24 protein-coding genes are annotated in these 24,125 nt (G+C 70.9%); 15 read left to right on the top strand and 9 right to left on the bottom strand.

Going from position 1 to position 24,125, the window contains the following annotated elements; translation table 11 throughout:
- Positions 1-19 precede the first annotated feature (19 nt).
- The 3 genes from rplU to obgE all read left to right on the top strand — a co-directional run bounded on the left by rplU (position 20) and on the right by obgE (position 2,184).
- Positions 20-340 (top strand): 50S ribosomal protein L21, encoded by a 321-nt coding sequence (rplU, locus tag ACGFZF_RS04075; RefSeq protein WP_015033583.1) that lies wholly within the window; start codon positions 20-22, stop codon positions 338-340.
- A gap of 14 nt (positions 341-354) precedes the next feature.
- Positions 355-609 carry a 50S ribosomal protein L27 gene (rpmA, locus tag ACGFZF_RS04070; protein WP_073914109.1) on the top strand — a complete coding sequence of 85 codons (255 nt, stop codon included), beginning with the start codon at positions 355-357 and terminating at the stop codon, positions 607-609.
- Between the two features lie 135 nt (positions 610-744).
- Positions 745-2,184: a GTPase ObgE gene (gene obgE / locus ACGFZF_RS04065; protein ID WP_393550927.1), complete on the top strand. Its 1,440-nt coding sequence runs from the start codon at positions 745-747 to the stop codon at positions 2,182-2,184.
- Positions 2,185-2,365: 181 nt separating this feature from the next.
- On the opposite strand, the gene ACGFZF_RS04060 is transcribed toward obgE, so the two are convergent.
- From ACGFZF_RS04060 to rfbB, 8 genes are all read right to left on the bottom strand, one after another.
- Positions 2,366-3,904, bottom strand: coding sequence for a DUF6020 family protein (locus ACGFZF_RS04060; RefSeq protein WP_393550926.1), 1,539 nt, complete (start codon positions 3,902-3,904; stop codon positions 2,366-2,368).
- Positions 3,905-3,962: 58 nt separating this feature from the next.
- The gene (locus tag ACGFZF_RS04055) at positions 3,963-6,227 is read right to left on the bottom strand and encodes a CDP-glycerol glycerophosphotransferase family protein (RefSeq protein WP_393550925.1); all 2,265 of its coding nucleotides are present in this window, start codon (positions 6,225-6,227) and stop codon (positions 3,963-3,965) included.
- Between the two features lie 48 nt (positions 6,228-6,275).
- Positions 6,276-7,181 carry a glycosyltransferase family 2 protein gene (locus tag ACGFZF_RS04050; protein WP_393550924.1) on the bottom strand — a complete coding sequence of 302 codons (906 nt, stop codon included), beginning with the start codon at positions 7,179-7,181 and terminating at the stop codon, positions 6,276-6,278.
- Positions 7,178-7,912, bottom strand: a complete 735-nt coding sequence (locus tag ACGFZF_RS04045; protein WP_356598755.1) for a glycosyltransferase family 2 protein — start codon at positions 7,910-7,912, stop codon at positions 7,178-7,180. The genes ACGFZF_RS04050 and ACGFZF_RS04045 overlap by 4 nt, the downstream gene beginning before the upstream one ends.
- Complete coding sequence (locus tag ACGFZF_RS04040) at positions 7,909-8,301, bottom strand: DUF2304 domain-containing protein (RefSeq protein WP_393550923.1); 393 nt, start codon at positions 8,299-8,301, stop codon at positions 7,909-7,911. The genes ACGFZF_RS04045 and ACGFZF_RS04040 overlap by 4 nt, the downstream gene beginning before the upstream one ends.
- 151 nt (positions 8,302-8,452) lie before the next feature.
- Positions 8,453-9,721, bottom strand: coding sequence for a lipopolysaccharide biosynthesis protein (locus ACGFZF_RS04035; RefSeq protein WP_393550922.1), 1,269 nt, complete (start codon positions 9,719-9,721; stop codon positions 8,453-8,455).
- Positions 9,718-10,602, bottom strand: a complete 885-nt coding sequence (rfbD, locus tag ACGFZF_RS04030; RefSeq protein WP_393550921.1) for a dTDP-4-dehydrorhamnose reductase — start codon at positions 10,600-10,602, stop codon at positions 9,718-9,720. The genes ACGFZF_RS04035 and rfbD overlap by 4 nt, the downstream gene beginning before the upstream one ends.
- Positions 10,599-11,588, bottom strand: coding sequence for a dTDP-glucose 4,6-dehydratase (rfbB, locus tag ACGFZF_RS04025; protein WP_147977994.1), 990 nt, complete (start codon positions 11,586-11,588; stop codon positions 10,599-10,601). Before rfbB ends, rfbD begins: the two co-directional genes overlap by 4 nt.
- A 103-nt stretch (positions 11,589-11,691) precedes the next feature.
- Between rfbB and rfbA the strand changes: the two genes are divergently transcribed.
- The 8 genes from rfbA (at position 11,692) to ACGFZF_RS03985 (ending at position 19,764) form a co-directional block, all read left to right on the top strand.
- Positions 11,692-12,561, top strand: a complete 870-nt coding sequence (gene rfbA, locus ACGFZF_RS04020; RefSeq protein WP_393550920.1) for a glucose-1-phosphate thymidylyltransferase RfbA — start codon at positions 11,692-11,694, stop codon at positions 12,559-12,561.
- Between the two features lie 67 nt (positions 12,562-12,628).
- Entirely contained in the window at positions 12,629-13,231 is a 603-nt protein-coding gene (gene rfbC, locus ACGFZF_RS04015; RefSeq protein ID WP_356598744.1) for a dTDP-4-dehydrorhamnose 3,5-epimerase, read from the top strand.
- A gap of 276 nt (positions 13,232-13,507) precedes the next feature.
- Positions 13,508-14,506, top strand: a complete 999-nt coding sequence (galE, locus tag ACGFZF_RS04010; RefSeq protein WP_393550919.1) for a UDP-glucose 4-epimerase GalE — start codon at positions 13,508-13,510, stop codon at positions 14,504-14,506.
- A gap of 183 nt (positions 14,507-14,689) precedes the next feature.
- Positions 14,690-15,817 (top strand): glutamate 5-kinase, encoded by a 1,128-nt coding sequence (proB, locus tag ACGFZF_RS04005; protein WP_393550918.1) that lies wholly within the window; start codon positions 14,690-14,692, stop codon positions 15,815-15,817.
- A 203-nt stretch (positions 15,818-16,020) separates the two neighbouring features.
- Positions 16,021-16,494, top strand: a complete 474-nt coding sequence (locus tag ACGFZF_RS04000; protein WP_147977990.1) for a hypothetical protein — start codon at positions 16,021-16,023, stop codon at positions 16,492-16,494.
- Positions 16,495-16,592: 98 nt separating this feature from the next.
- On the top strand, positions 16,593-17,876 hold the full coding sequence (locus ACGFZF_RS03995; RefSeq protein WP_393550917.1) for a glutamate-5-semialdehyde dehydrogenase: 1,284 nt from the start codon (positions 16,593-16,595) through the stop codon (positions 17,874-17,876).
- Positions 17,877-17,990: 114 nt separating this feature from the next.
- Positions 17,991-18,569 (top strand): hypothetical protein, encoded by a 579-nt coding sequence (locus tag ACGFZF_RS03990; protein WP_393550916.1) that lies wholly within the window; start codon positions 17,991-17,993, stop codon positions 18,567-18,569.
- A gap of 109 nt (positions 18,570-18,678) precedes the next feature.
- The gene (locus ACGFZF_RS03985; protein WP_393550915.1) at positions 18,679-19,764 is read left to right on the top strand and encodes a hypothetical protein; all 1,086 of its coding nucleotides are present in this window, start codon (positions 18,679-18,681) and stop codon (positions 19,762-19,764) included.
- Between the two features lie 233 nt (positions 19,765-19,997).
- Here ACGFZF_RS03985 and ACGFZF_RS03980 read toward each other — a convergent pair whose 3' ends face one another.
- Positions 19,998-21,107, bottom strand: a complete 1,110-nt coding sequence (locus tag ACGFZF_RS03980) for a M48 family metallopeptidase (RefSeq protein WP_393550914.1) — start codon at positions 21,105-21,107, stop codon at positions 19,998-20,000.
- 127 nt (positions 21,108-21,234) lie between these two features.
- On the opposite strand from ACGFZF_RS03980, the gene ACGFZF_RS03975 reads away from it, so the two are divergent.
- The 4 genes from ACGFZF_RS03975 (at position 21,235) to ACGFZF_RS03960 (ending at position 24,032) form a co-directional block, all read left to right on the top strand.
- Complete coding sequence (locus ACGFZF_RS03975) at positions 21,235-21,396, top strand: hypothetical protein (protein ID WP_393550913.1); 162 nt, start codon at positions 21,235-21,237, stop codon at positions 21,394-21,396.
- A gap of 86 nt (positions 21,397-21,482) precedes the next feature.
- Positions 21,483-21,644, top strand: coding sequence for a hypothetical protein (locus ACGFZF_RS03970; protein ID WP_187282665.1), 162 nt, complete (start codon positions 21,483-21,485; stop codon positions 21,642-21,644).
- Positions 21,645-21,697: 53 nt separating this feature from the next.
- Positions 21,698-22,318 (top strand): nicotinate-nucleotide adenylyltransferase, encoded by a 621-nt coding sequence (gene nadD, locus ACGFZF_RS03965; RefSeq protein ID WP_393550912.1) that lies wholly within the window; start codon positions 21,698-21,700, stop codon positions 22,316-22,318.
- A gap of 16 nt (positions 22,319-22,334) precedes the next feature.
- On the top strand, positions 22,335-24,032 hold the full coding sequence (locus ACGFZF_RS03960; protein ID WP_393550911.1) for an LCP family protein: 1,698 nt from the start codon (positions 22,335-22,337) through the stop codon (positions 24,030-24,032).
- Positions 24,033-24,125: the final 93 nt, after the last annotated feature.

The following is a 24,125-nucleotide window of genomic DNA, read 5'->3' as shown; positions in this document are numbered from 1 at the left end:
GAGTGAGAGAGAGATCCGCGTGTACGCCATCGTGCGCAGCGGTGGTCGCCAGCACAAGGTTGCTGTCGGCGACATCGTTGAGGTTGACAAGATTTCCACTGCCAAGGTTGGCGACACGGTCGAGCTCTCGACCCTGCTCGTTGTCGACGGCGACGCCGTGACCAGCGACCCCTGGGTCCTGGCCGGCATCAAGGTCACGGCCGAGGTCGTGGACCACCACAAGGGCGCGAAGATCGACATCCTTCGCTACAAGAACAAGACCGGTTACCGCCGTCGCCAGGGCCACCGCCAGCAGTACACGGCGATCAAGGTCACCGGCATCCCCGCGGCTGCGAAGTAAGGGACTGAGGAGAGATGGCACACAAGAAGGGCGCATCGTCCACTCGGAACGGTCGCGACTCCAACGCTCAGCGGCTCGGCGTGAAGCGCTTCGGCGGTCAGGTCGTCAGCGCCGGTGAGATCCTGATCCGCCAGCGCGGCACCCACTTCCACCCGGGCTCGGGCGTCGGCCGCGGCGGCGACGACACCCTGTTCGCCCTGCAGGCCGGTTCGGTGCAGTTCGGCACCCACCGTGGCCGCAAGGTCGTGAACATCGTTCCGGTCGCCTGATCGGTTCTCTGCGGAGGCGGACCTCACTTCCCCTTGGGGAAGCGGGTCCGCCTTTCGCGTGTTACTAGATAGACATTCCGCACGTTTGCCTCCAGCCGGCCGGCCGGGGGGACCCCCCAACTGGAGGCACAGAACATGACCACCTTCGTGGACCGCGTCGAGCTGCACGTCGCCGCGGGTAACGGAGGCCACGGCTGCGCCTCCGTCCATCGCGAGAAGTTCAAGCCGCTCGGTGGCCCCGACGGCGGCAACGGCGGCCGTGGCGGTGACGTGATCCTGGTCGTCGACCAGTCCGTCACCACGCTCCTCGAGTACCACCACTCGCCCCACCGCAAGGCGACCAACGGCCAGCCCGGCGCCGGCGACAACCGCTCCGGCAAGGACGGCCAGGACCTCGTCCTGACCGTGCCGGACGGCACCGTCGTCCTCGACAAGCAGGGCAACGTGCTCGCCGACCTGGTCGGCGAGGGCACCACCTTCGTCGCGGGCCAGGGCGGCCGAGGCGGCCTCGGCAACGCCGCGCTGGCCTCCGCACGCCGCAAGGCCCCCGGTTTCGCGCTGCTCGGCGAGCCCGGCGAGTCACGGGACATCGTCCTGGAGCTCAAGACCGTCGCCGACGTGGCCCTGGTGGGGTACCCGAGCGCCGGCAAGTCCTCGCTGATCTCGGTGCTGAGCGCCGCCAAGCCGAAGATCGCGGACTACCCGTTCACGACGCTGGTCCCCAACCTGGGTGTCGTCACCGCCGGCTCGACCGTGTACACGATCGCCGACGTCCCCGGCCTCATCCCGGGCGCGAGCCAGGGCCGCGGCCTGGGCCTGGAGTTCCTGCGCCACGTGGAGCGCTGCTCCGTCCTGGTGCACGTCCTGGACACCGCGACGCTGGAGTCCGACCGTGACCCGATCTCCGACCTCGATGTCATCGAGGAGGAGCTGCGGCAGTACGGCGGCCTCGACGACCGGCCCCGGATCGTCGTCCTCAACAAGATCGACATCCCGGACGGCCAGGACCTCGCGGACATGATCCGCCCGGACCTGGAGGAGCGCGGATACCAGGTCTACGAGGCGTCGGCGGTGGCCCGCACGGGTCTGAAGGAGCTGTCCTTCGCACTGGCCGGCATCGTGGCCGAGGCGCGTGCCGCCAAGCCGAAGGAGGAGGCGACCCGCATCGTCATCCGCCCGAAGGCCGTCGACGACGCCGGGTTCACCGTCACGTACGAGGAGAGCGAGGACCTCTACCGGGTGCGTGGCGAGAAGCCGGAGCGCTGGGTCCGCCAGACCGACTTCAACAACGACGAGGCCGTCGGCTACCTGGCCGACCGTCTCAACCGCCTGGGCGTCGAGGACCAGCTGATGAAGGCCGGTGCCCGCTCCGGCGACGGCGTCGCCATCGGTGCCGAGGACAACGCGGTCGTGTTCGACTGGGAGCCCACGATGATGGCCGGCGCCGAGATGCTCGGCCGCCGTGGCGAGGACCACCGCCTGGAGGCCCCGCGCCCCGCGGCGCAGCGCCGCCGGGACCGTGACGCCGAGCGCGACGAGGCGCAGCGCGAGTACGACGAGTTCGACCCCTTCTAGGGAGCGCCCGGGGGCGGGCCGCACCTCCCCCTGTCCACGCCGCCGCGCCGGACTCCTCACGGGGTCCGGCGCGGCGGCGTTTCCACGGCACTCTCAGGGTCGTCCCTCGCAGACCGAAGAGGGGCCCGCCCCCAGCCGCTGACGCGGCCGGGGGCGGGCCCCTCTTCGTACGGTGTGACGGTCAGTGCACCGGCTCGGGCTCCGGCTCGGGCTCCCGGTCCGACTTCGGGTCGGTCTTCGCCGACGCCTCGTCGTTCCGCTTGGCGAACCGCGGGTTGGCCTTGATCAGCGGGAGCGTCAGGACGCCGATGAAGATCGGGCCGATCATGTAGCGCCAGAGCGGCGCCGGGTTGGCCGCGAGCACGGTCAGCTGGAGGCCCAGCGTCACCGCCAGCAGCGCCGGCACGCCGGCCAGCTTCGTGCGGCGGCGGAACAGCAGCACGATCGCGTAGGTGGCGTAGCACCAGATCGCGCCGCGGAACAGCAGCCACTGCAGCTGCGGGACCTTGCTCGCACGCCACGAGAAGTCGGCCAGGGTGTGGAGCGACTCGTTCAGCGGGCGGATCTTGAGGATCGGCCGGTACTCGCTGTTCTTGATGTCGTCGTTCCACTTGAGGTAGCTGAACAGCGTCTTCGACGTCTGCGGGTCACTGAGCAGCGTGTTCGCCCGGAGCTCCTTGGGCCCGGGGAAGACCGCCCACGCGATGTGCGCACGGCACACCCGGGCACCGACGACGAGGTCCGGCGTGCGGTTCAGCACCCGGCGCCACAGGGCCATCAGCTCGTCGTTGCGCTCGGCCGCGAGCGGCCGGTTCATCGGAGGCGACTCCATCGCCCAGTCGGCGTTGTAGCAGTTGCCGGCCCGTCCGCCCCAGTGGGACAGCGGCGCGATGTCCTTCATCAGGGCCTTGTCCTGCTTGGTGAAGAAGCCCGGGCGCTGCTTGTAGGCCACCGCGATGTCCGCGTAGAAGAACGCGTAGACCGCGTCCTTCGGCGGCGTCTTCACACCCGCGGCAGGGTAGATCACCGCGGTGAGCAGCATGAAGACCGCGACCGGCACGGCCGTCGCCGCGAGCAGCCACCGCCGCATCTTCGGCAGCGAGAGCAGCAGCACGGGGGCGGCGACGACGGCGACGAGCATGCCGTTGTTGCGGAAGACCGCCAGGGACAGGAAGCCCAGGAAGAGCAGTCCCATGTCGCGGTAGAACACCCGGTCGCGCTCGGCCTGCCGGCCCCGCGCCCGGCGGGCGGCGAGCCGGCCCGCCGCGCCGAAGGCCAGGATGCCGCCGATGACGAACGGCACGTCCTTCCACACGAAGATGATGAAGACGGCCGTCGGCGGTGCCACGGCGAGGACCACCGCGACGAGCGCCGCCCAGCGGCCCCGGACACCCCACTCCCGAAGGGTGCCGGCGCAGTAGGCGAGCACCGCCGACATGGCGATGGTCTGAGCCAGCGTCAGGACCGCCAGATCACCCGTGGTGTTGAGCGACAGCCACACCAGGGCGTCGTACGCCACCGAGTGGTTCGACTCCCAGTGGCCCGTGGTGACGTGCCACACGTAGGTGATCGAGTCGTAGCTCAGGGCGCCGGGGTAGAACGCGGCCCACCACAGCAGGAACAGCACCTGGGTGGTCGCGTAGACCGCCAGGGGCAGCCGGCGACGCTCCGGGACTTTCGCCCACTGCTCGCTGAGGTAGGGGATGCGCGGGAGATTCAACTCGGCTCCGCTGGCTGGTCGAGGACGGACGAAGGATCAGTCGAACAGACTAGCCGGTTCAGACGGTCTCTCGGTCACGCGGGCGAGGCGGCGTCGCCGGCTCCTCATCCGGACGGGGCACCACCGGGCGGTCGCCGATCGGCAGCACCGCCGGCACGTTGTCCTGACCCAGGAACACCTTGCGCACCACGCGCTCCGCGGCGTGACCGTCGTCGAACTCGCAGAACCGCTTGCGGAACTCGGCTCGGGCCCGGTCGGACTCCTCGCTGTTCCAGCGGCCGGAGGCGAACGCCTCGGTGAGCTCCTCCTCCGTCTGCAGCGTCAGACCGGGGGAGTCGACGGTGATGTCGAAGTAGCTGCCGCGGGTGGTGCGGTACACGTCCCAGTCGTTCGCGTAGATCACGATCGGCCGGTCGAGGTTCGCGTAGTCGAACATCACCGACGAGTAGTCCGTGAGCAGGCAGTCGGACGCGAGGTACAGCTCCTCCACGGAGGGGTACGCGCTGACGTCGACGAGACGGGCGCTGCCGCTCGTGCCGCCCGCGAGCAGGCTCCCCTGCGCGTAGAAGTAGTGCGCCCGGACGAGCACGGTCCACTCCTCGCCCAGCGCCTCCGCGAACCGGTCCAGGTCCAGCATCTGCTGGGGACCCTCGTGGTAGTCGCGGTGCGTCGGCGTGTACAGGACCGCCTTGGTGCCCTCGGCGAGGCCGACCTTGCGGCGGGCCGTGGCCACGTCCTGCGCGGTGGCGTTCACGAGGACGTCGTTGCGCGGGTAGCCGTAGCCGAGCGGCTCGTAGTACGACGGGTACGCGCGGTCCCAGATCGCGGTGGAGAAGCTGTTCGACGTCAGGCTGTAGTCCCAGCGGTCCACACGGTCCATCAGACGCTGCAGGTTCATCCCGCGGCGGCCGACCGGGTACTCCGCCAGGTCGACGCCCATCCGCTTCAGCGGCGTGCCGTGGTGGGTCTGCAGGTGGACCTGGCCCGGACGCTTGACCACGTTCGGCGCGAAGTTGACGTTGTTGACGAAGTACTTGCCGCGGGCCATCGCCTTCCAGAACCCGAGCGAGCCCGGGTGGACGGTGACGGTGCCCTTCGGCGGGACGGCGTCGGCGCCGTCCTTGATGATCCACACGGCACGCATGCCGGGAGCGAGCTCCCGCATCTTCTCGTCGATCGCCGCCGGGTTGCAGGCGTAGCGGGCGCCCCAGTACGCGGAGAAGACCGCGACGTCCTTCTGGACGGGCAGCATCCGCTGGGCGCGGTAGTACGACGACAGGACGCGCTTGCGGAGCTTCTTCTTCAGGCGCGCGCCCAGCGACTTCTGCTTGCGCAGGGCGTGGACGGTCTTGCGGGCCTTGGAGCGGTGCTTGCTCGGGACCAGCGCGCCCTTGGGCTTGATCTCCGTCTGCCCCTGCGGACGGTGGGCCTTGTCGGCCACCTGCCAGCGCTCGCGGAAATCGGCGCGGGAGTCGTCGGGCAGCCGGCCGGGGGAGGACTCGACCGCGCGGAAGTGGTTGACCATCCGCTCGTACATCGTCCCGCGCCACTCGTCGAACTGCGGGTTCTCGGCGAGGAAGGCGAAGACGAGGTCGTACTGGTCGAACACGTCGAAGTGCTTGCGGCTGGTGGAGTGCAGGATGCTGCCCTGGCGCCGCTGGCGGTAGTAGACGCAGACCCGGTCGAGGACGGAGATCGACTCCGCCGCGATCATCACCGGGTAGGTCCAGGGGGTGTCCTCGTAGTAGCCCGTCGGGTACTGGAAGCCCCACTGCTCGATGAAGTCGCGGCGGTACGCCTTGTTCCACGCGACCTGGAGCAGCATCAGCAGGTCGGGCTGCTCCTTCAGCGAGAAGGAGCCGTGCTGCGCGGCCTTGGCCAGCACGTGCGCCAGGCTGTTGGGCGCGATGCGGCCGTCCCAGTGCGTACGGGAGTAGTCGAAGACCACCAGGTCCGGGCGCGAGGTCTCCTCGATGCGCGCGGCGATCGCGGCGAGCGAGCCGGGCAGCATCGTGTCGTCACTGTCCAGGAACAGCAGGTACGTGCCCTTGGCGCGGGCCATGCCGGCGTTCCGCGCACGGCCGAGACCGACGTTCTGCTCCAGGTGCATCGGGACGACGCGGGCGTCGGCCTTCGCGTAGTCGTCGATGATCTCGCCGCATCCGTCCGGCGAGCAGTCGTTCACCACGAGGAGCTCGTAGTCCTGGAAAGACTGCTCCAGCACGGAGTCCAGGCAGTCCCGCAGGAACGCCTCCACCTTGAAGGTGGGAACGATGATGCTGAACAGGGGAGCTTCGGAAGCGGAGGATTGCGTCTGTGTCATCTCAATACCGTGGAATCTGACGTGGGAGACAGGGGCTTGGCTGTCTGATCAGCGCTGACTCGTGGACAAGGCGTAACCGAGAAGGGTGCGTATGGTCCCCGACCGGCGCCGGCGAAGCGCTCCGGGAACCATGCTCAGCGCGTGCAGTCTCATGGAGAGGTGGCGTCGTGCCGCCCGGGCGGCCTTGGGCCAGCCGTGGCGGTCGAGCTGGTCGGCGACGTCGAGGAAGAAGCGGCGGGCCTCGCCGAAGCGGGCGCCGGACACGGCTTCCCCGGAGGAGAGGCTGGCGGAGTGCCTGCGGTACTGGAACGCCGCCGTCGGCTCGACGACGAGCTTCTCGCCCCGCCGGATGATCTCGATGATCAGCGCCAGGTCCTGGATGACCGACAGGTCCTCCCGGAAGCTGATCTCCTTGACGATGTCCGCGCGCCAGCAGATCGAGGGGAAGTACAGCCAGTTGCCGCTGAGCAGGTTCGCGGCGAGCGGCTCGCCGGACAGCACCTGACGGCTGGTGGCCTTGGGCGCGTACAGCCGCCGCTTGACCTCGTCGATGAGGGTGGTCGACGGCGCGCCGTTCTCGTCGATGACCTGGACGCCGGGCTGGTAGATCGCCGCGTCGGGGACGGCGGCCACCGTCCTGCGGATGGTCGCCACGTAGTCCGGGAGCAGGATGTCGTCGCTGCCCAGCATGGTGAAGTGCGAGGACTCCACCAGGTCCACGCACTTGCGGAAGTTCTTGGTGATGCCGAGGTTCTGCTCGTTGCGCAGGTAGCGGACGCGGCTGTCGCCGAGGGAGGCGAACCACTCGGGGACACCCTCCTCCTTGCCGTCGTCGACGACGGTCAGCCGCCAGTCCTTGTCGGTCTGGTCGAGCACGCTGCGTACGGCGGCCTGGAGCAGCCCGGTGTCGCCGTAGTGCGGCAGCATGATGTCGAGGGTGTCCACCGCCGTCACTTGCCCTTCCCCTTGGGGCCGAGCGCCGAGCGCCGGCTGAGGGCGAGGAGCAGGATCATGCCGATGCGGCCGAGGTAGAGCGTCGCCTTCCAGGGCGACTGGCTCGGGGTGCCGGTGGCACGGGGGCGCATCGCGACGGGCACCTGCTCGATGCGGTAGCCGGCCCGGACCACGGCGATCGTGGACTCCACGGTGTCGCCCAGGTACTCGACCGGGTACCAGTGCGCGAAGACGTCGATCAGGTCGCGGTTGGAGGCGCGGAAGCCCGAGGTGACGTCGGTGAGCTTGGTCTTCGCCATCCGGGAGAGCCAGAAGGCGAGCACCAGCATCGCCCACTTGCGCGGGCCGCGGGTCTCGTAGTCCCCGGTGCCGGCGAAGCGCGCGCCCATCACCAGGTCGGCGCCGGCGTCCAGGCGCTCGAGCAGCTGGGGCACGTTGCGCGGGTCGTGCTGACCGTCCGCGTCGACCTGGATGGCCACGTCGTAGCCGCGGTCGTGCGCGTAGCGGTAGCCGGCGCGCATCGCGCCGCCCACGCCGAGGTTGTAAGGGAGCTTCATCACGGTCGCGCCGGCGCCGCGGGCCACGACGGCCGTGTCGTCGGCCGAGCCGTCGTCCACGACGAGGACGTCGACGCCGGGGAGGGTCGTGTGGACCTCCTTGACGACGTCGGCGACGCCCTCGGCCTCGTTCCACGCCGGCATGATGATCAATACGCGCTTGCCGTCGATCACTTGAGGCCCCCCTGGCCGGCCGCGTCGGCCTTCTCCCCGGACGGCGCGTTCTTCGCCGCCTGCGCCCGCAGTTCCTGTACGTCGATGCGGAGCAGAGCCACTTCCTCCGAAAGGGTGCGGCCCTCCTCCTCGAGGTGACCCACCTCCCAGCTCAGCTGGAGGCAGACGATGAAGAGGAACGCGACGCTCAGGAAGAGGATGAGGCTGACGCCCGAGGCGACCCCCACCGCGCGGGCGATGGAGTCGAGACCCGTCGGGAAGAAGCCGAGCGGGATGATCACCAGTCCGGTGAGCACCCAGAGGAACGCGTACTTCTCCTTGAGCTTGCGGCGGCGCAACAGCTCGATGATGCACGCGACGAGAAAGACTCCGGTGACCGAAGTCAGCATCCACAACTTCACGCCAGGCTCCGGTGTATCGGACGACTCATGGAAAGGGCCTGTCTACTCTTCCAGGGTGGGCGGCTGGCGAAGAAGCCGCCGGATTGCAGTCCACTGTCCGCCGCGATGGTCACGGAGAGTGAGGGAATGGTGATCATTCCTATGAGTGCACCGAACGGTAGCCTACACGAGAGCGAAGAACGAGAGTCATGCTGGTGACCACCGCCAGCGACCCCACCGCGTAGGCGATCTCGACCCTCGTCCGCAGCTCCAGCGGACTGAGAGTAATCGCACCGAGTACGACCGTTCCCACGATCCACGCCAGCAGTTGCTGCCGTGCGGCACCACTCGTGAGGAGCGCCTGGCCGAGCACCATCGCCAGCATGTAGAAGGTCGTGCCGAGCGACAGCCAGGCGAAGTCGACCGGCCCCAGCACGTCCGGGGCGCCGAACAGCATCGGCAGCAGCACCGGCCCCAGCGCGACCGCGCCGATACCGAAGGCCGCGCCGAGACCCAGCGTGATCGCCGAGGCGCGCAGCAGCATCCGGCGGTAGCCGCGGGTGTCGCCCTCCGCCTGCGCGGTCGACAGACCGGCGAGCAGCGACGCCTGGAAGGCGCCGAAGGCGAACAGCGGCACCCGGGCCAGGACCAGCGCCGAGAGCAGCGCGGCCACCAGGGCGTTGTCGTCCGTCGCGATCAACTTGGTGCTGATCACCGCGATGTTGACGAGTACCTGCGCGAGCAGCGTCGAACCGACCAGCAGCCCGAGGTGTTCGATCAGCTCCCGCCACCGCGCCGTCGAACCCGCACGCGCCCCGCGGAACACGGACGGCAGCGTGACGAGCACCGAGATCACCGGGGCCACCGTCATCACCATGGCGAAGGCGAAGACGGAGGTCACCCCGGCCAGCGCCATGGCCGCGGACAGTCCGATCCGGAGCAGACCGTCGAGACCGAGCTGCAGCCCGTACGCCTCGAAACGGCCGAGTCCGGCGAGCATGCCCCGCGTCACATGGGCGCAGGCCAGCGCCGCGAAGGCGCCGCCGAGCGCGAGGACCAGGCTGCGGTCCCCGTGGAAGAACAGGTCGGCGAGCTGCCCGGCGAACAGCCCGAGCGGCACGAGCACGGCCGCGAGCAGCGCGAACGAGAGCACCGCGCCGCGCCGCAGCACGGGCAGCGCCCCGTCGCCGGAGACCACCCGGGAGGCGACCACCCGGGTGATCTCCTGCTCGACCGGGAAGAACAGACCCAGTCCTATGGAGGCCACGACGGTCCACAGGACCGAGAAGCTCGCCATGTCGTCGACGGAGAGCGAGTGCCCCGCCGCCGCGAGATGGACGTAGTTGGCCCCGCCGAGCACCGCGGTGCCGACACCGACGAAAGCGGTGCCTCGCGGCAGGGCGGTGGTGATGCGGTCGAGCAGACTCACTGGGAAGGCCGTCCGCCCTCGGTCATGAAACGGAGCGCCTCGGTGAGCTGGTCGCGCCAGTGCGGCTGCACGGCGATGCCCGCCTCGGCCCAGCGCTCGTGCGCCAGGACGCTGTACGAGGGACGCCGGGCCGGCCGGACGAACTTCTCCGACGTGGTCGGACGCACCCGCTCCGGGTCGAGACCCGAGAGCTCGAACGCCGCCCGTGCGAGATCGAACCAGGTCGCCGTCTCGCTCGCGGTCCCGTGGTAGACGCCGGCCGGGGCCGTGCCCGCCACCGCCGCCTCGCCGAGGTCCCGCAGCTGGCGGGCGAGCGCCCGGGTCCAGGTCGGCTGACCGCGCTGGTCGTCGACCACGTCGAGGGTCTCGCGCTGCTCGGCCAGGCCCAGCATCGTGGAGACGAAGTTGCGGCCGTGGGCGCCGTACAGCCAGGCCGTCCGCACCACGTAGCCGCGCTCGGGCAGCAGCTCGGCGACGGCGAGCTCGCCGACCAGCTTGCTGCGGCCGTAGGCGTTCACCGGAGCGGTCGGGGCGTCGTGCGGGTACGGCCGGTCGGCGTCCCCGGGGAAGACGTAGTCCGTGGAGACCTGCAGCAGCACCGCGCCCTGCTCGGCGCAGGCCTGGGCGAGGACCCGTACGGCGTCGCCGTTCACCCGGGTCGCCGCGGCCTCCTCGGCCTCCGCGCCGTCGACGTCGGTCCAGGCCGCCGCGTTGACCACGACGTCCTGACCGGCGACCGCGGCCCGGACGGCCTCCAGGTCGGTGATGTCCAGGTCCTTGCGGGTGAGCGCGGTGACGGAGTGCGCCCCGCCCTCCCGGAGGACCTCGTGCAGGTCACGGCCGAGCATGCCGCCCGCGCCGGTGATCAGCCAGCGGCTCATGCGGAGAGCGCCGCCTTCGCCTTGAGCGGCTCCCACCACGAGCGGTTGTCGCGGTACCAGTCCACGGTCGTGGCCAGGCCCTGCTCGAAGGTGACGAGCGGGGTGTAGCCCAGCTCCTCCTGGATCTTGGCGATCGACAGGGAGTAGCGCAGGTCGTGGCCCTTGCGGTCGGCCACGTGCTCGACCATGTCCCAGCCGGCGCCGCAGGCGTCGAGGAGCATGCCGGTCAGTTCCTTGTTGGTCACCTCGGTGCCGCCGCCGATGTGGTAGACCTCACCGGCGCGGCCGCCGCGCAGCGCCATCTCGATGCCACGGCAGTGGTCCGAGACGTGCAGCCAGTCGCGGATGTTCAGGCCCTCGCCGTACAGCGGCACCTTCTTCCCGTCCAGCAGGTTCGTCACGAACAGCGGGATCATCTTCTCGGGGAAGTGGTACTGCCCGTAGTTGTTGGAGCAGCGCGTCACGACGACGTCCATGCCGTGCGTGCGGTGGTACGACAGGGCCAGCAGGTCGGAGCCCGCCTTGGAGGCCGAGTACGGGGAGTTCGGGGCCAGCGGCCAGTCCTCGGTCCAGGAGCCCTCGGAGATGGAGCCGTACACCTCGTCCGTGGAGACGTGCACGAAGCGGCCCACGCCGTGGCGCTTCGCGGCGTCGAGCAGCACCTGCGTACCCAGCACGTTCGTGGTCACGAACGGCGACGCGTCCATGATCGAACGGTCCACGTGGGACTCGGCCGCGAAGTGCACGACGGCGTCCTGGCCGCGCATGACGTCGTCGACGACCGCGGCGTCGCGGATGTCGCCGTGGACGAACGTGTAGCCCGCCTTGTCGGCCACCGGCGCGAGGTTCGCCTCGTTGCCCGAGTAGGTCAGGTTGTCCAGGACCGTGACATGGGCACCCTCGCCCGAAGGCAGCTCCCCGGAGAGGAGAGCGCGCACGAATTGAGAACCGATGAAGCCGGCGCCGCCGGTGACGAGAATCTTCATAAGGGACGCCATTCTATGGGCTCCCCGGTGGGCGCCGTTCAGTGGCGGGTGTCACCGGCATCGTGGCGGCCGGGCCCCGGCGGCTGTCGTAGGCTGCGGGACCATGCGTGGAATTTTGCTTGCCGGTGGTACCGGCTCCCGGCTCTGGCCGATCACCCGAGCCGTGTCGAAGCAGCTGATGCCGGTCTTCGACAAGCCGATGATCTACTACCCGCTGTCGACGCTCGTGATGGCCGGTCTGCGGGACATCCTGGTCATCACCGGGCCCGAGGAGCGCCCGCAGTTCGAGCGGCTGCTCGGCGACGGTTCGGACTGGGGCCTGAACATCGAGTTCGCCACCCAGGACCGCCCGGCCGGCATCGCCGAGGCCTTCGTGATCGGCGAGGAGTTCATCGGCGACGAGCCCGTCGCCCTCATCCTCGGCGACAACATCTTCCACGGCGTCGGCCTCGGCCGGCAGCTGGCCACGTTCCAGCAGCCCGAGGGCGGTGTGGTCTTCGCCCACGCCGTGTCCGACCCCACCGCCTACGGCGTGGTCGACTTCGACGAGGAGGGGCGCGCCCGCTCCATCGAGGAGAAGCCGGCGAACCCCAAGTCCCGCTACGCCGTCCCCGGTCTGTACTTCTACGACAGCCGTGTCGTCGAGGTCGCCAAGGGCCTCAAGCCCAGCGACCGCGGCGAGCTGGAGATCACGGACGTCAACAAGTACTACCTCGACCGCGGTGAGCTGCAGGTCTCCGTCCTGGACCGCGGCACCGTCTGGCTCGACACCGGCACCTTCCAGTCCCTGGTCCAGGCGTCCGAGTACGTCCGGGTCGTCGAGGAGCGCCAGGGCATGAAGATCGGCTGCCTCGAGGAAGCCGCCTGGCGTGCCGGTTTCATCGACGACGAGCAGCTGCGCGCCCTCGCCGAGCCGCTGACCAAGAGCGGCTACGGCGACTATCTGCTGAACCTTCTCGCGTACGAGGCGTAGTCGCTTTCGCCGTTTTCGTATTCGTGGCGTCACCGCACTGATATCGCACCGATATAAGGACTTCGCAATGAAGGTCAATCCCCTCGGTATCGAGGGCGCCTGGGAATTCGTTCCGCAGCAGCACGGGGACGCCCGCGGCCTCTTCCTCGAGTGGTACAAGGCGGACAGGCTCGCCGAGGTCGTCGGCCACCCGCTCGGTCTCAAGCAGGCCAACATGTCGGTCTCCGCGGCCGGTGTCCTGCGCGGCATCCACTTCGCCGACGTCCCGCCGGGGCAGGCGAAGTACGTGACCTGCGTCCGCGGCGCCGTGCTCGACGTGATCGTCGACGTGCGGGTCGGCTCGCCGACCTTCGGCCGGTGGGAGGCCGTGCGCCTCGACGACACCCAGCGCAACGCGGTCTACCTCTCCGAGGGTCTCGGTCACGGCTTCTGCGCCCTGACGGACGACGCGACGGTCACCTACCTCTGCTCCGAGGGCTACGCCCCCGAGCGCGAGCGGACCGTGTACCCGCTGGACCCCGAGATCGGCATCGCCTGGCCGGTCACCGGCGAGCCCGAGCTGTCCGCCAAGGACGCGCAGGGCCCGACGCTGGCCCAGGCCCGCGAGGCCGGCATCCTGCCGCGCTACGAGGACTGCCTGGCGTTCCGCGCCTCGCTCGGCACCGTCTGAGGCCGAGCGGACCCGCCCACCGGACGTCCGTCCGGCGGCCACGGCCCTACGCCGACGGCCCCGCCACCCCCTCCCGGGGCGGCGGGGCCGTCCGCGTCACAGGGGACGCGGGGCACCGGGGGACGTGGGGTGCGAGGCGCGGAGACCGGTGCACGGAGGTCCGGGGGCGCGCGGCCCCGATCGCCGGGCGCCGGGCCGGGGCGCCGCGCAACGGGTCGCCCGCCGGAGCGCCGGGCGCCGGGCCGTAGGGGCCCGCGCACCGGTTAGGCTGCCCGGATGACGTGGCTCATCACCGGCGGTGCCGGATACATCGGTTCCCATGTCGTCAAGTCCATGACCGAGGCCGGTGAGCGGGTGGTCGTCGTGGACGACCTCAGCGCCGGCGACGCGGCCCGCATCCCCGCGGGCGTCCCGCTGGAACGGGGCACGGTCCTCGACCGGGCGTTCCTCGACCGCGTGCTGCGCGAGCACGCCGTGCGGGGCATCGTCCACCTCGCCGCCAAGAAGGCCGTCGGCGAGTCCGTCGAGCGCCCGCTCTTCTACTACCACGAGAACGTGACGGGCCTCCAGATCCTGCTGCAGGCCGCCGCCGACGCGGACGTCCGCCGGTTCGTCTTCTCCTCCTCGGCCTCCGTCTACGGCATGCCCGACGTCGAACTCGTCACCGAGGAGACGCCCTGCTCGCCGCTCAGCCCCTACGGCGAGACGAAGCTGACCGGTGAGTGGCTGGTGCGCGCCGCCGGCCGCGCGCACGGCATCTCCACGGCCTGCCTGCGGTACTTCAACGTCGCGGGCACGGCCACGCCCGAGCTCGCCGACACCGGTGTCTTCAACCTGCTGCCGATGGTCTTCGAGCGGCTGGACGCCGGACTGCCGCCGCGGATCTTCGGCGACGACTACGCGACCCCCGACGGCACCTGCATCCGCGACTACGTCCACGTCGCCGACCTCGCCGACGCGCACCTGGTCGTGGCCCGCCGCCTCGACGCGTACGCGGAGGCCGGCGAGACGCGCGACCTCACGCTCAACGTGGGCCGCGGCGAAGGCGTCTCGGTCCGGGAGATCATCGATCTCGTCGGCGAGGTCACCGGCCTCGACGTCACCCCCGAGATCGTCGCCCGCCGGGCCGGCGACCCCGCCAAGGTGATCGCCTCGGCCGAGCGGATCTCCGCCGAACTCGGCTGGAAGGCCGAGTACGACGTCCGCGACATGATCACCTCCGCGTGGCGGGCGAAGCACGGCGCCGGCCCGGACGGAGCGCGCGAGGACGCCTGAAGGCGCCCGACCGACGCCCGGGACGGCACCGGAGCGGGCCCATCGGCCCGTTCCGGCACGGCCCGGGACGCCGTCCACCCAGCGGAATACGCGGGCGGCCCGCGTCGCCGCTCGCGTAGATTGCCTGGCAGCCGCGGCGGGGCGTGCGCGGCGCGAGGGGACATCCGAGTGAGGACGACGCAGGTGACAGTGGCAAGGCAGTACGTGACGGAAGCCCGACGGATCGTCGTCAAAGTCGGTTCGTCCTCACTGACCACCGCCTCCGGAGGCCTCGACGCCGACCGCGTCGACGCCCTCGTCGACGTCCTCGCCAAGGTCCGCAGCGGCGGCGAGAAGGAGATCGTGCTGGTCTCCTCCGGCGCCATCGCCGCCGGTCTCGCCCCCCTCGGCCTCGCCCGCCGCCCCAAGGACCTGGCACGCCAGCAGGCCGCCGCCAGCGTCGGGCAGGGGCTCCTCGTCGCCCGGTACACCGCCTCCTTCGCGCGCTACGGCGTCCGGGTCGGCCAGGTGCTCCTCACCACCGACGACACCAGCCGCCGCGCCCACTACCGCAACGCGTACCGGACCCTGGACCAGCTCCTCACCATGGGGGCCCTGCCGATCGTCAACGAGAACGACACCGTCGCCACCGACGAGATCCGCTTCGGCGACAACGACCGCCTCGCCGCCCTCGTCGCCCACCTCGTCCGCGCCGACCTGCTCGTGCTGCTCTCGGACGTCGACGGGCTCTACGACGGCGACCCCGCCAGGCCCGGCACGTCGCGGATCGCCGAGGTCGCCGGCCCCGCCGACATCGCCCACGTCGAGATCGGCTCGGCCGGCAAGGCGGGCGTCGGCACGGGAGGCATGGTCACCAAGGTCGAGGCCGCCCGGATCGCCGCCGCCGCCGGCATCCCCGTCGTCCTCACCTCGGCCAGCCGCGCCGCCGACGCCCTCGCGGGCCGCGACACCGGCACCTGCTTCCACCGCACCGGCCGACGCTCCGCGGACCGTCTCCTCTGGCTCGCCCACGCGTCCACCCCGCAGGGCTCCCTGACCCTGGACGCCGGCGCCGTGCGCGCCGTCGTCGACGGCAAGAAGTCCCTGCTCGCGGCCGGGATCGCCGCCGTCGAGGGCGAGTTCGTCGCGGGCGACCCGGTCGAGCTGCGGGACACCGACGGCCGCGCCGTCGCCCGCGGGCTCGTCAACTTCGACGCCAAGGAGATCCCCCGGATGCTCGGCCGCTCCACCCCCGAGCTCGCCAAGGAGCTCGGACCGGAGTACGAACGCGAGGTCGTCCACCGCGACGACCTGGTGGTCCTCCCGTCCTGAGCGAGTGGTGATCCACGGTCGATTCCGTGGTGATCCGTCTCCGATTCCGTGGTGATCCGGGGCGGAAACGGCCGAAAGACCGGCCATCCGACAGAGACCTTCACCAAAACCGCCCCATGCACCGCCTCGGGCTGGTCAACTTTGTCTCGGGGACAAGACAGGGCGGGGTACAGCACCACACGCATCACAACAGGAGGCCGCCGGTGAGACGAGCGCGCCCAGGGGCACCGCCCCGCGGGGCTGCCGAACGCGCCCTGACCAGTGTCGAGGCCGGAGCCGACTTCGACGCCGGGCAGGCGACCGAGACACGTGAGGCACGCGGCGAGGAGCGGGTGGTGTCCAAGCTCTGGCACATCACCCTCAGCGTCTCGGGGGCGGAAGCCCCGCTGAAGGAGGTCCGGCGCGGCCTCGAGCAGCTGGCCCACGACCATCCCTTCCTGCTGACCAGCCGCTACGCCAACGATCACGCCGAGATCCGGTACTGGGAAGAGGCCCGCGACCTGCACGACGCCGCCGCCGTCGCGCTGAGACTGTGGGGCGAGCACCGGCAGAGCGCCAAGCTGCCGCCCTGGGAGATCGTCGGCCTCGAGGTCATCGACCGCGAGACCTACCACCTGCGGATCGCCGAGGGCTACGGACCGCCGCCGGCCGCCCCGGTGGGTGTCCACCCCTACTGAGCCGGGCCCCCACGGCCGGGACCTGCTCCGTCCACGGAGATGTCTCGGAGTACGGGATACGTGAGGGATGTCCGCAGGGCTGCCAGTACCCTGCGGACATGACCTCGCTCACGCCCCTCGACAACCTCTCCCCGGTCGCCCAGGCCGCTTACCGGGCCCGCGCCGCCGCCGCCGAAATCGCGCCACTTCCGCGCGCGGCCAAGGACGACGCCCTGCTGGCGATCGCCGACGCCCTCGAGGTCCGTGCCGCCGAGATCGTCGAGGCCAACGCCGAGGACGTCGCCCGCGCCCGCGAGGCCGGCACCAGCGAGTCCGTCATCGACCGGCTCACCCTCACCCCGGAGCGGGTGCGGGCCATCGCCGCGGACGTCCGCGACGTCGCCGCCCTGCCCGACCCGGTCGGTGAGGTCGTCCGCGGCTCCACCCTCCCCAACGGCATCGACCTCCGCCAGGTCCGCGTCCCGCTCGGCGTCGTCGGCATCATCTACGAGGCCCGCCCGAACGTGACCGTCGACGCGGCGGCCCTGTGCCTGAAGTCCGGCAACGCCGTCCTGCTGCGCGGCTCCTCCTCCGCCTACTCCTCCAACACCGCCCTGGTGAAGGTCCTGCGCGACGCGATCGGCGGCGCCGGCCTGCCCGCCGCCGCCATCCAGCTCGTGCCCGGCGAGTCCCGCGAGTCCGTCCGCGAGCTGATGCGGGCCCGCGGCCTGGTCGACGTCCTGATCCCGCGCGGCGGCGCCTCCCTGATCCGCACGGTCGTCGAGGAGTCCACCGTCCCGGTCATCGAGACCGGCACCGGCAACTGCCACGTCTACGTCGACGCCCAGACCGACCTCGACATGGCCGTCGACATCCTGATCAACTCCAAGGCCCAGCGCCCCAGCGTCTGCAACGCCGCCGAGACCCTCCTGGTCCACCAGGACGTCGCCGCGGCCTTCCTGCCGCGGGCCCTCGACGCCCTCGCCGCCGCCGGCGTCACCGTCCACGCCGACGAGCGCGTCCTCGCCCACGCCGAGGGCTCCAAGGCCACCGTCGTCCCCGCGACCCCCGAGGACTGGGAGACCGAGTACCTCTCCTACGACATCGCCGCCGCCGTGGTGGACTCGCTCGACAAGGCGGTCGAGCACATCCGGCTCTGGTCCTCCGGGCACACCGAGGCCATCGTCACCACCTCGCAGGCCGCGGCCCGCCGCTTCACCCAGCTGGTCGACTCGACCACCGTCGCCGTCAACGCGTCCACCCGATTCACCGACGGCGGTCAGTTCGGATTCGGCGCCGAGATCGGCATCTCGACGCAGAAGCTCCATGCGCGCGGCCCGATGGGCCTGCCGGAGCTGACCTCGACGAAGTACATCGTGACCGGCGACGGTCACACGCGGTAAGCCCCGATTCCCCCGTTCGGCGTCGCCCGCGCGACGCCCACGGGGGACCGGACGGGTGGGGATGCTTCGCACTCTCCCTGCCCAAACCCACCTCTCCGGTCTACTCTGACAAACGTGCCGGACGACGTGGGGGGCAAGCCGTTCCAGGACGGCTGGGAGCCCGACGACGACCGCGGGGGCGCGGACGACGACTTCGCCACCGTGGTCTTCGACGAGGACTTCGTACGAGCTGCCGAGGTGCACGAGCCCACCGCGGTGGAGCGGCTTCTCGCCGCCGCGCAGGCCCGTGCCGAGGCCGAGGCCGCCCGGGCCAGGGCCGGCCGGGGATCCGCCGAGGACGACCTCTACGAGGACGGCCACGACCCCTCCGGCGCCTTCATGAGCCGCTACGGCGACGACGACGACCCGTACGGCGAATCCGGGCCCTACGGCCGCCACGGCGGCGCCCTGCGCCCCTACCGGCCCTCCGCCCGCTGGCACCGCCCCGTCGCCTGGGTCCTCGCGCTCGTCATGGGCGTCGGCATGGTCGCCCTCGCCTTCTCGGCGGTCTACCGGGGCGCCTCGGCCAACCGCCAGGACCGGATCCCCGCCCCCGCGACCAGCGGCATCGACAAGCCGCGCGCCGAGCCTCCCGCGGGCGCCGCCCCCTCCGCCTCGGCGGCGCCGGTCCCGGCGGTTCCCCGCACCCCCTGAGCCCCCGGTACGGCGCCCGGCCCAGCGACCGGTCCGACCGTGTGAATTATTCGGAAGTTGTCGTGTACCTCGGCGTTTACCGGGGCTTTATCGGACCTACTCTGAAGGTATGGCAGGGCGTGGCGACCCGCCTGAGGGGAACCCCGAGGGAGTCCCCGGCGGTGGTGAGGACGAGTACCGATCCGTCGTCTTCGACGAGTCGTTCGTCCGTGCTGCCCGGCTCCAGGAATTCTCCGCACAGGAGCGGATGGGCGAACACGCCCAGGCCGTACGCGACCGCCCCGGCTGGGAGTCCAGAGGCGGTGGCTCCCGGCAGGCCGTGATGCTGGTCCTCCTGATCCTCCTCGCCTTCGGAACCGCCATCTACCTCGGCGTCCGCAACCCGTACCAGCCGCCCGCCGACCGCCGGGCCGAGACCACGCGGACCACCCTGATCCGCCTGGCCCCCCAGGGCCGGGTGCCCGGCGGCGAGCCCGCCCAGCTCTTCGCGCACAGCCCGGCCGCCGAGTACCGCACCGGTGCCTCCGGCATCAACCTCCCGACGGTGGGACGTACGACCCACTTCTCCGAAGGCCAGGTGGTGACCGCGCTGTCCATCGCCAAGGACTACCTCGTCGCGTCGTCCCTGGAGCCCGACGTGCTGTCCGGACAGACCGTCCGCCCGGCCCGGCTGCTGATCGACCCCGACCATCTGGAGCAGTTCGACCGGAGCGTCGAGTCGCCGCTGGACGACGGCCGGCACGCGGTCGCCGGCTGGCTCGTCCGCTTCGACCCGGCCAAGGTGGTCCTGGCGGGCCCCGCGCCACGGGTCGAGGGCACCCTCCACTTCGCGGAGACGGACACGGACACCCTGGACGTGACGTCGGACCACACCTTCACCTACGCCCTGCGCCCCGCTTCCTCGGGCGCCGGCCCCACGGCCCAGGCCTCGCTCTTCACCGTGCACCGTCAGATGCACTTCCGCTTCGACCGGGAGGACCTGCGGATGCACCGCGCCGAACTGCTGACCAGCACCGTCCAGGCAGGCCCACAGGCCTGCGGTGCCGACACCTCCGGAGCCCTCCGGCCGATGCTGGCCGGCGAGCTGACCTCCGCGACGGGCGATCCGGCGGTCACCGACCCGTACGCCTCGGACCGGGACGCCGTCTCACCGCTCTGCGGAACTCTGGCCCCGAACGCGCAACCCGCACTCTGACCCCGAGCGCCGACCAGTGCCACGCGCCCTCGCACGGGCCGTGAGGGCGCGCCGGGGCGGTGAGGCTCCCTGACCGGCGGCGGCGCCCACCCGCTCGGGCCGTGCGAGCCGCCACTGCCGCGACCCCGTCGCCCGGGCCGTCAGGGCCCGCACCACCGGCACTCCGGCTCGCTCCGAGGGTGGGGGAGGCCCGCACGGCCGGTGCTCGGCCTGCCCCACGTCCTGGGGCAGGCTCAGCCCTCGGTCCTGCCCGCCTCACCCTTGCCCGCGTCGCCGTCCTTGCCCTCGGCGTCGGCGCCGCTTCCGCCGGAGCCGCCGCCGAAGCGGCTGCGCAGCTTGCCGCCCAGGTCGCCCGCGAGGTCGCCCGCGCCGCCGGCTATGTCGCCGACCAGCTTCATCAGCGGATCCTTGCTCGTGCGCACGGACTCGGCGTAGTGCCCGGCCGACTCGCGGAAGGAGTCGGTCACCGAGGTGTCCTTGTCCTCCGTGCGGCGCGGGTAGTGGCCGTCCATGATCCGCTGGTAGTCGCGGCTCTCGGACCACTTCTTCACCTCGGCCGCGCGGACCGTGGTGAAGGGGTGCGTCCGGGGCAGCACGTTGAGGATCTTCAGGACGGAGTCGCGCAGGTCCCCGCCCTTCTCGTACTCGTCCGCCTGCGCGAGGAACGCGTCCACGTTCATCTCGTGCAGGTGGTTGCCGCCGGCTATCTTCATCAGCCCCCGCATCGACGCCTGGAGGTCCTGGCCGGCCAGCAGTCCGGCCCGGTCGGCGGACAGCTCCGACTTGCGGAACCACTCCCGCAGCGCCGTCACGATCGCGAGGATCGCGACATTGCCCAGCGGGATCCAGGCGATCTTCACCGCGAGGCTGGTGAGGAACAGCAGGATGGTGCGGTACACCGCGTGGCCGGAGAGGGCGTGGCCGACCTCGTGGCCGACGACCGCCCGCATCTCCTCCTCGTCGAGCAGCTCCACCAGCCCGGTGGTCACCACGATGATGGGCTCGTCCAGGCCGATGCACATGGCGTTCGGCTTCGGGTCCTGCGTGACGTACATCGGCGGGACCTTCTCCAGGTCCAGGATGTAACAGGCGTCCCTCAGCATGTCGTTGAGGTGCGAGAACTGGGCGTCGCTCACCCGAACGGAGTCGGAGAGGAAGAGCAGCCGCAGGCTGCGCTCGGGAAGCAGTCCGCTCAGCGCCTTGAAGACGGTGTCGAAGCCGGTCAGCTTGCGCAGCGCGACAAGCGCAGAGCGGTCCGCGGGGTGTTCGTAGGCCCGCGAGGAGATGCCGGTGAATCGCCTGCGCTGCCTGCTCGGCACGTTCTCCTGATGGTTCTCGGTCATGGGTGCCCCCTGTTCGTACGAGACCTGCTCGTCCCCCTGCCGAAACCCAGACTAGGTGCTGGGGCTACGGTGTGCGGGAGCCTGTGGATAACTCCGGGCAAGTGGACGACCGAGGAGCACAACCGACATGCCGGACGCCGCCGTACTGCTCTCCGTCGCCACCGAACAGCAGGGGGCGGGCGACACGCTCCGGATCGTCCTGCTCGTCTCGATCCTCGGTGCGGTGCTGCTCGCCTGGTTCCTGCTGCGCGGCTACCGCAACAACGAGGACGACAACGCCAACGACTGAGTCGGCGTGAGCGTGCCCGGACCGCCCGCATACGATGTGTGCGCGAAGTCTCCGCTCCCATCCCCGATCGATAGGTCCTGTTGAAGATGAGCCTCCACAGCACCGCCGCCAACCTGGTCACGCTCGCCGAGGGCGCCGAGCACGGTGGCAACCACGAAAGCCTCAGCCCCTACCTCACCGGTTTCGGCGCCTTCGGCGCGCTGCTCCTGCTGCTGTGGATCACCACCCGGTTCAACCGCGACCGCTGAGCCGTCGACCTCGGATCCGGGGCTCCGCCGCCGTGCCAGTAGGCTCTGCACGCATGGGAGAGCAGGAAGTGCCTACTGGCAGCCGCGGCAAGCGCCGACTCGGGGTGATGGGCGGGACGTTCGACCCGATCCATCACGGACACCTGGTGGCCGCCAGCGAGGTGGCCGCCCTGTTCCACCTCGACGAGGTGGTGTTCGTGCCGACCGGGCAGCCGTGGCAGAAGAGCCACAAGGCGGTGTCGGCCGCCGAGGACCGCTACCTGATGACGGTCATCGCCACGGCGTCCAACCCGCAGTTCTCGGTCAGCCGTATCGACATCGACCGGGGCGGGGCGACGTACACCATCGACACGCTGCGGGATCTGAGCTCTCTCAACAGCGACTCGGACCTCTTCTTCATCACGGGGGCCGACGCGCTGTCGCAGATCCTCACCTGGCGGGACGCCGAGGAGCTCTTCTCGCTCGCCCACTTCATCGGCGTCACCCGCCCGGGCCACGACCTCACGGACGACGGCCTGCCCAAGGGCGGGGTCTCGCTGGTCGAGATCCCGGCACTCGCGATCTCCTCCACCGACTGCAGGCTGAGAGTCGCGCAGGGCGATCCCGTCTGGTATCTGGTCCCGGACGGCGTGGTGCGCTACATCGACAAGCGCCAGTTGTACCGCGGCGAGTGAGCGGAGAGGGCCACCGGTGAACGACCGACAGAACCCGTACGACCCGTACTACCCGCAGCCGCAGATCGTCGGCTACGACGAGTACGGGCAACCGGTGTACCAGCAGGTCCCGCAGCAGGCCCAGCCACCGCAGCAGCAGCACTACGACCCGTACGCCCAGCAGCAGGGCTACGGGTACGACGCCTACGGCCGGCCGGTCCAGCAGCAGCCCCAGCAGCCGTACGACCCCTACGGGCAGGCGCAGCAGCAGCACGCGCAGCAGCCCCGGCAGGACTACGGCACCACCGGGTACGACACCGGGCAGCAGTACGACACCGGGCAGCAGTGGGCCGTGCAGGCCGAGGCTCCCGCCGCGCCGCCCCAGACCCCGCGTCCGGCCGCACCGGTCGCCGCGCCCGCCGGAGTGCCGGGCCAGCGCCCCGCGCCCGAGCAGGACGGCGACGGGCGCGACTACCGCACCGAGCAGTTCTCCTTCATCGAGGAGCCCGACGAGGACTCCGAAGACGTCATCGACTGGCTGAAGTTCACCGAGAGCCGCTCGGAGCGGCGCGAGGAGGCCAGGCGCAAGGGCCGCAACCGGGTCGTCGCCCTGGTCGTCGTCCTCGCGCTGGTCGTCGTCGGCGGCGTCGGCTACCTGTGGTCCGAGGGCAAGCTCCCCGGCATGTCCGGCGAGGAGCAGAAGCAGAACACCGCGACCGGACCGCAGAAGCGCGACACGATCGTCGTCCACCTGCACGACACGAAGGGCGGCGGCACCTCCACCGCCCTCCTGGTGAACAACGCCACCACCAAGCAGGGCACCACCGTCCTGCTGCCGAACGCCCTCTCGGTCGCGGACGACGAGGGCTCCGCCACCACACTCGGGAAGTCCGTCGAGGACGACGGCTCCAGCGGCACGCGCGAGGCGATCGGCAACCTCCTCGGCGCCAAGATCACCGGCACGTGGCGGCTCGACACCCCGTACCTGGAGAACCTGGTCGAGCTGGTCAGCAACATCGACATCACCACCGACGCCGAGGTGCCCGCCGCCAAGAAGGGCGAGGAGCCGCTCGTCGCCAAGGGCGAGAACCAGACGCTCAACGGTCGCGCCGCCGTCGCCTACGCCACCTACCGGGCGCCCGGCGAGGCCGACGCCAAGCAGCTCCAGCGCTTCGGCCAGGTCCTCTACGGCGTGCTGCGGAAGATGTCGGACGACCCGAAGGCGGCCACGGTCACCATCGAGACGCTCGCCCAGATCCTCGACCCCTCGCTCCCGGAGAAGGACCTCGGCGCCTCGCTGGCCAAGCTGGCCGAGCACGCCAAGGGCGGCGACTACAAGACGGCGCTGCTGCCGGTCGCCCAGGACGGCTCGCTGGCCGACGGGACCGGCGACAGCGTGGTGAAGGACATCCTCGGCGGAAAGGTCAGCGCACCCGAGCAGGGCGCCGCGGCCCGGGTCTCGCTGCGCAACGCCACCGGCAAGGAGGACGCGACCGAGGCGGCCCGCATCGTGCTGATCAACGGAGGCTTCTCCTTCGTCGGCGCCGCGAAGGCGGAGACCGCGGCGACGTCGCAGGTCGTGTACGGCGACGACGCCCGCAAGGCGACCGCCGCCGAGGTCGCCAAGACCCTGGGCCTGCCGGCCGGTGCCGTGAAGAAGGGCAAGGCCGCCGGAAGCGCCGACGTGACCGTGGTGCTGGGCGAGGACTACAAGATCCCGAAGCGGCCCTCGTAGCGTCCGGAGGGGCGACGCGAGGGGCGCCCGGGTAATGGTTTGCGGGGCGGTCGGCGGTACGTGAGACCCTTGGGGTGACTCAGACCGCCGACG

The sequence above is a fragment of the Streptomyces sp. NPDC048338 genome (assembly GCF_043201055.1).
GTDB lineage: Bacteria > Actinomycetota > Actinomycetes > Streptomycetales > Streptomycetaceae > Streptomyces.
The sequence above is the reverse complement of the archived record's forward strand: the minus strand, read 5'-3'. Positions and strand labels throughout refer to the sequence as shown.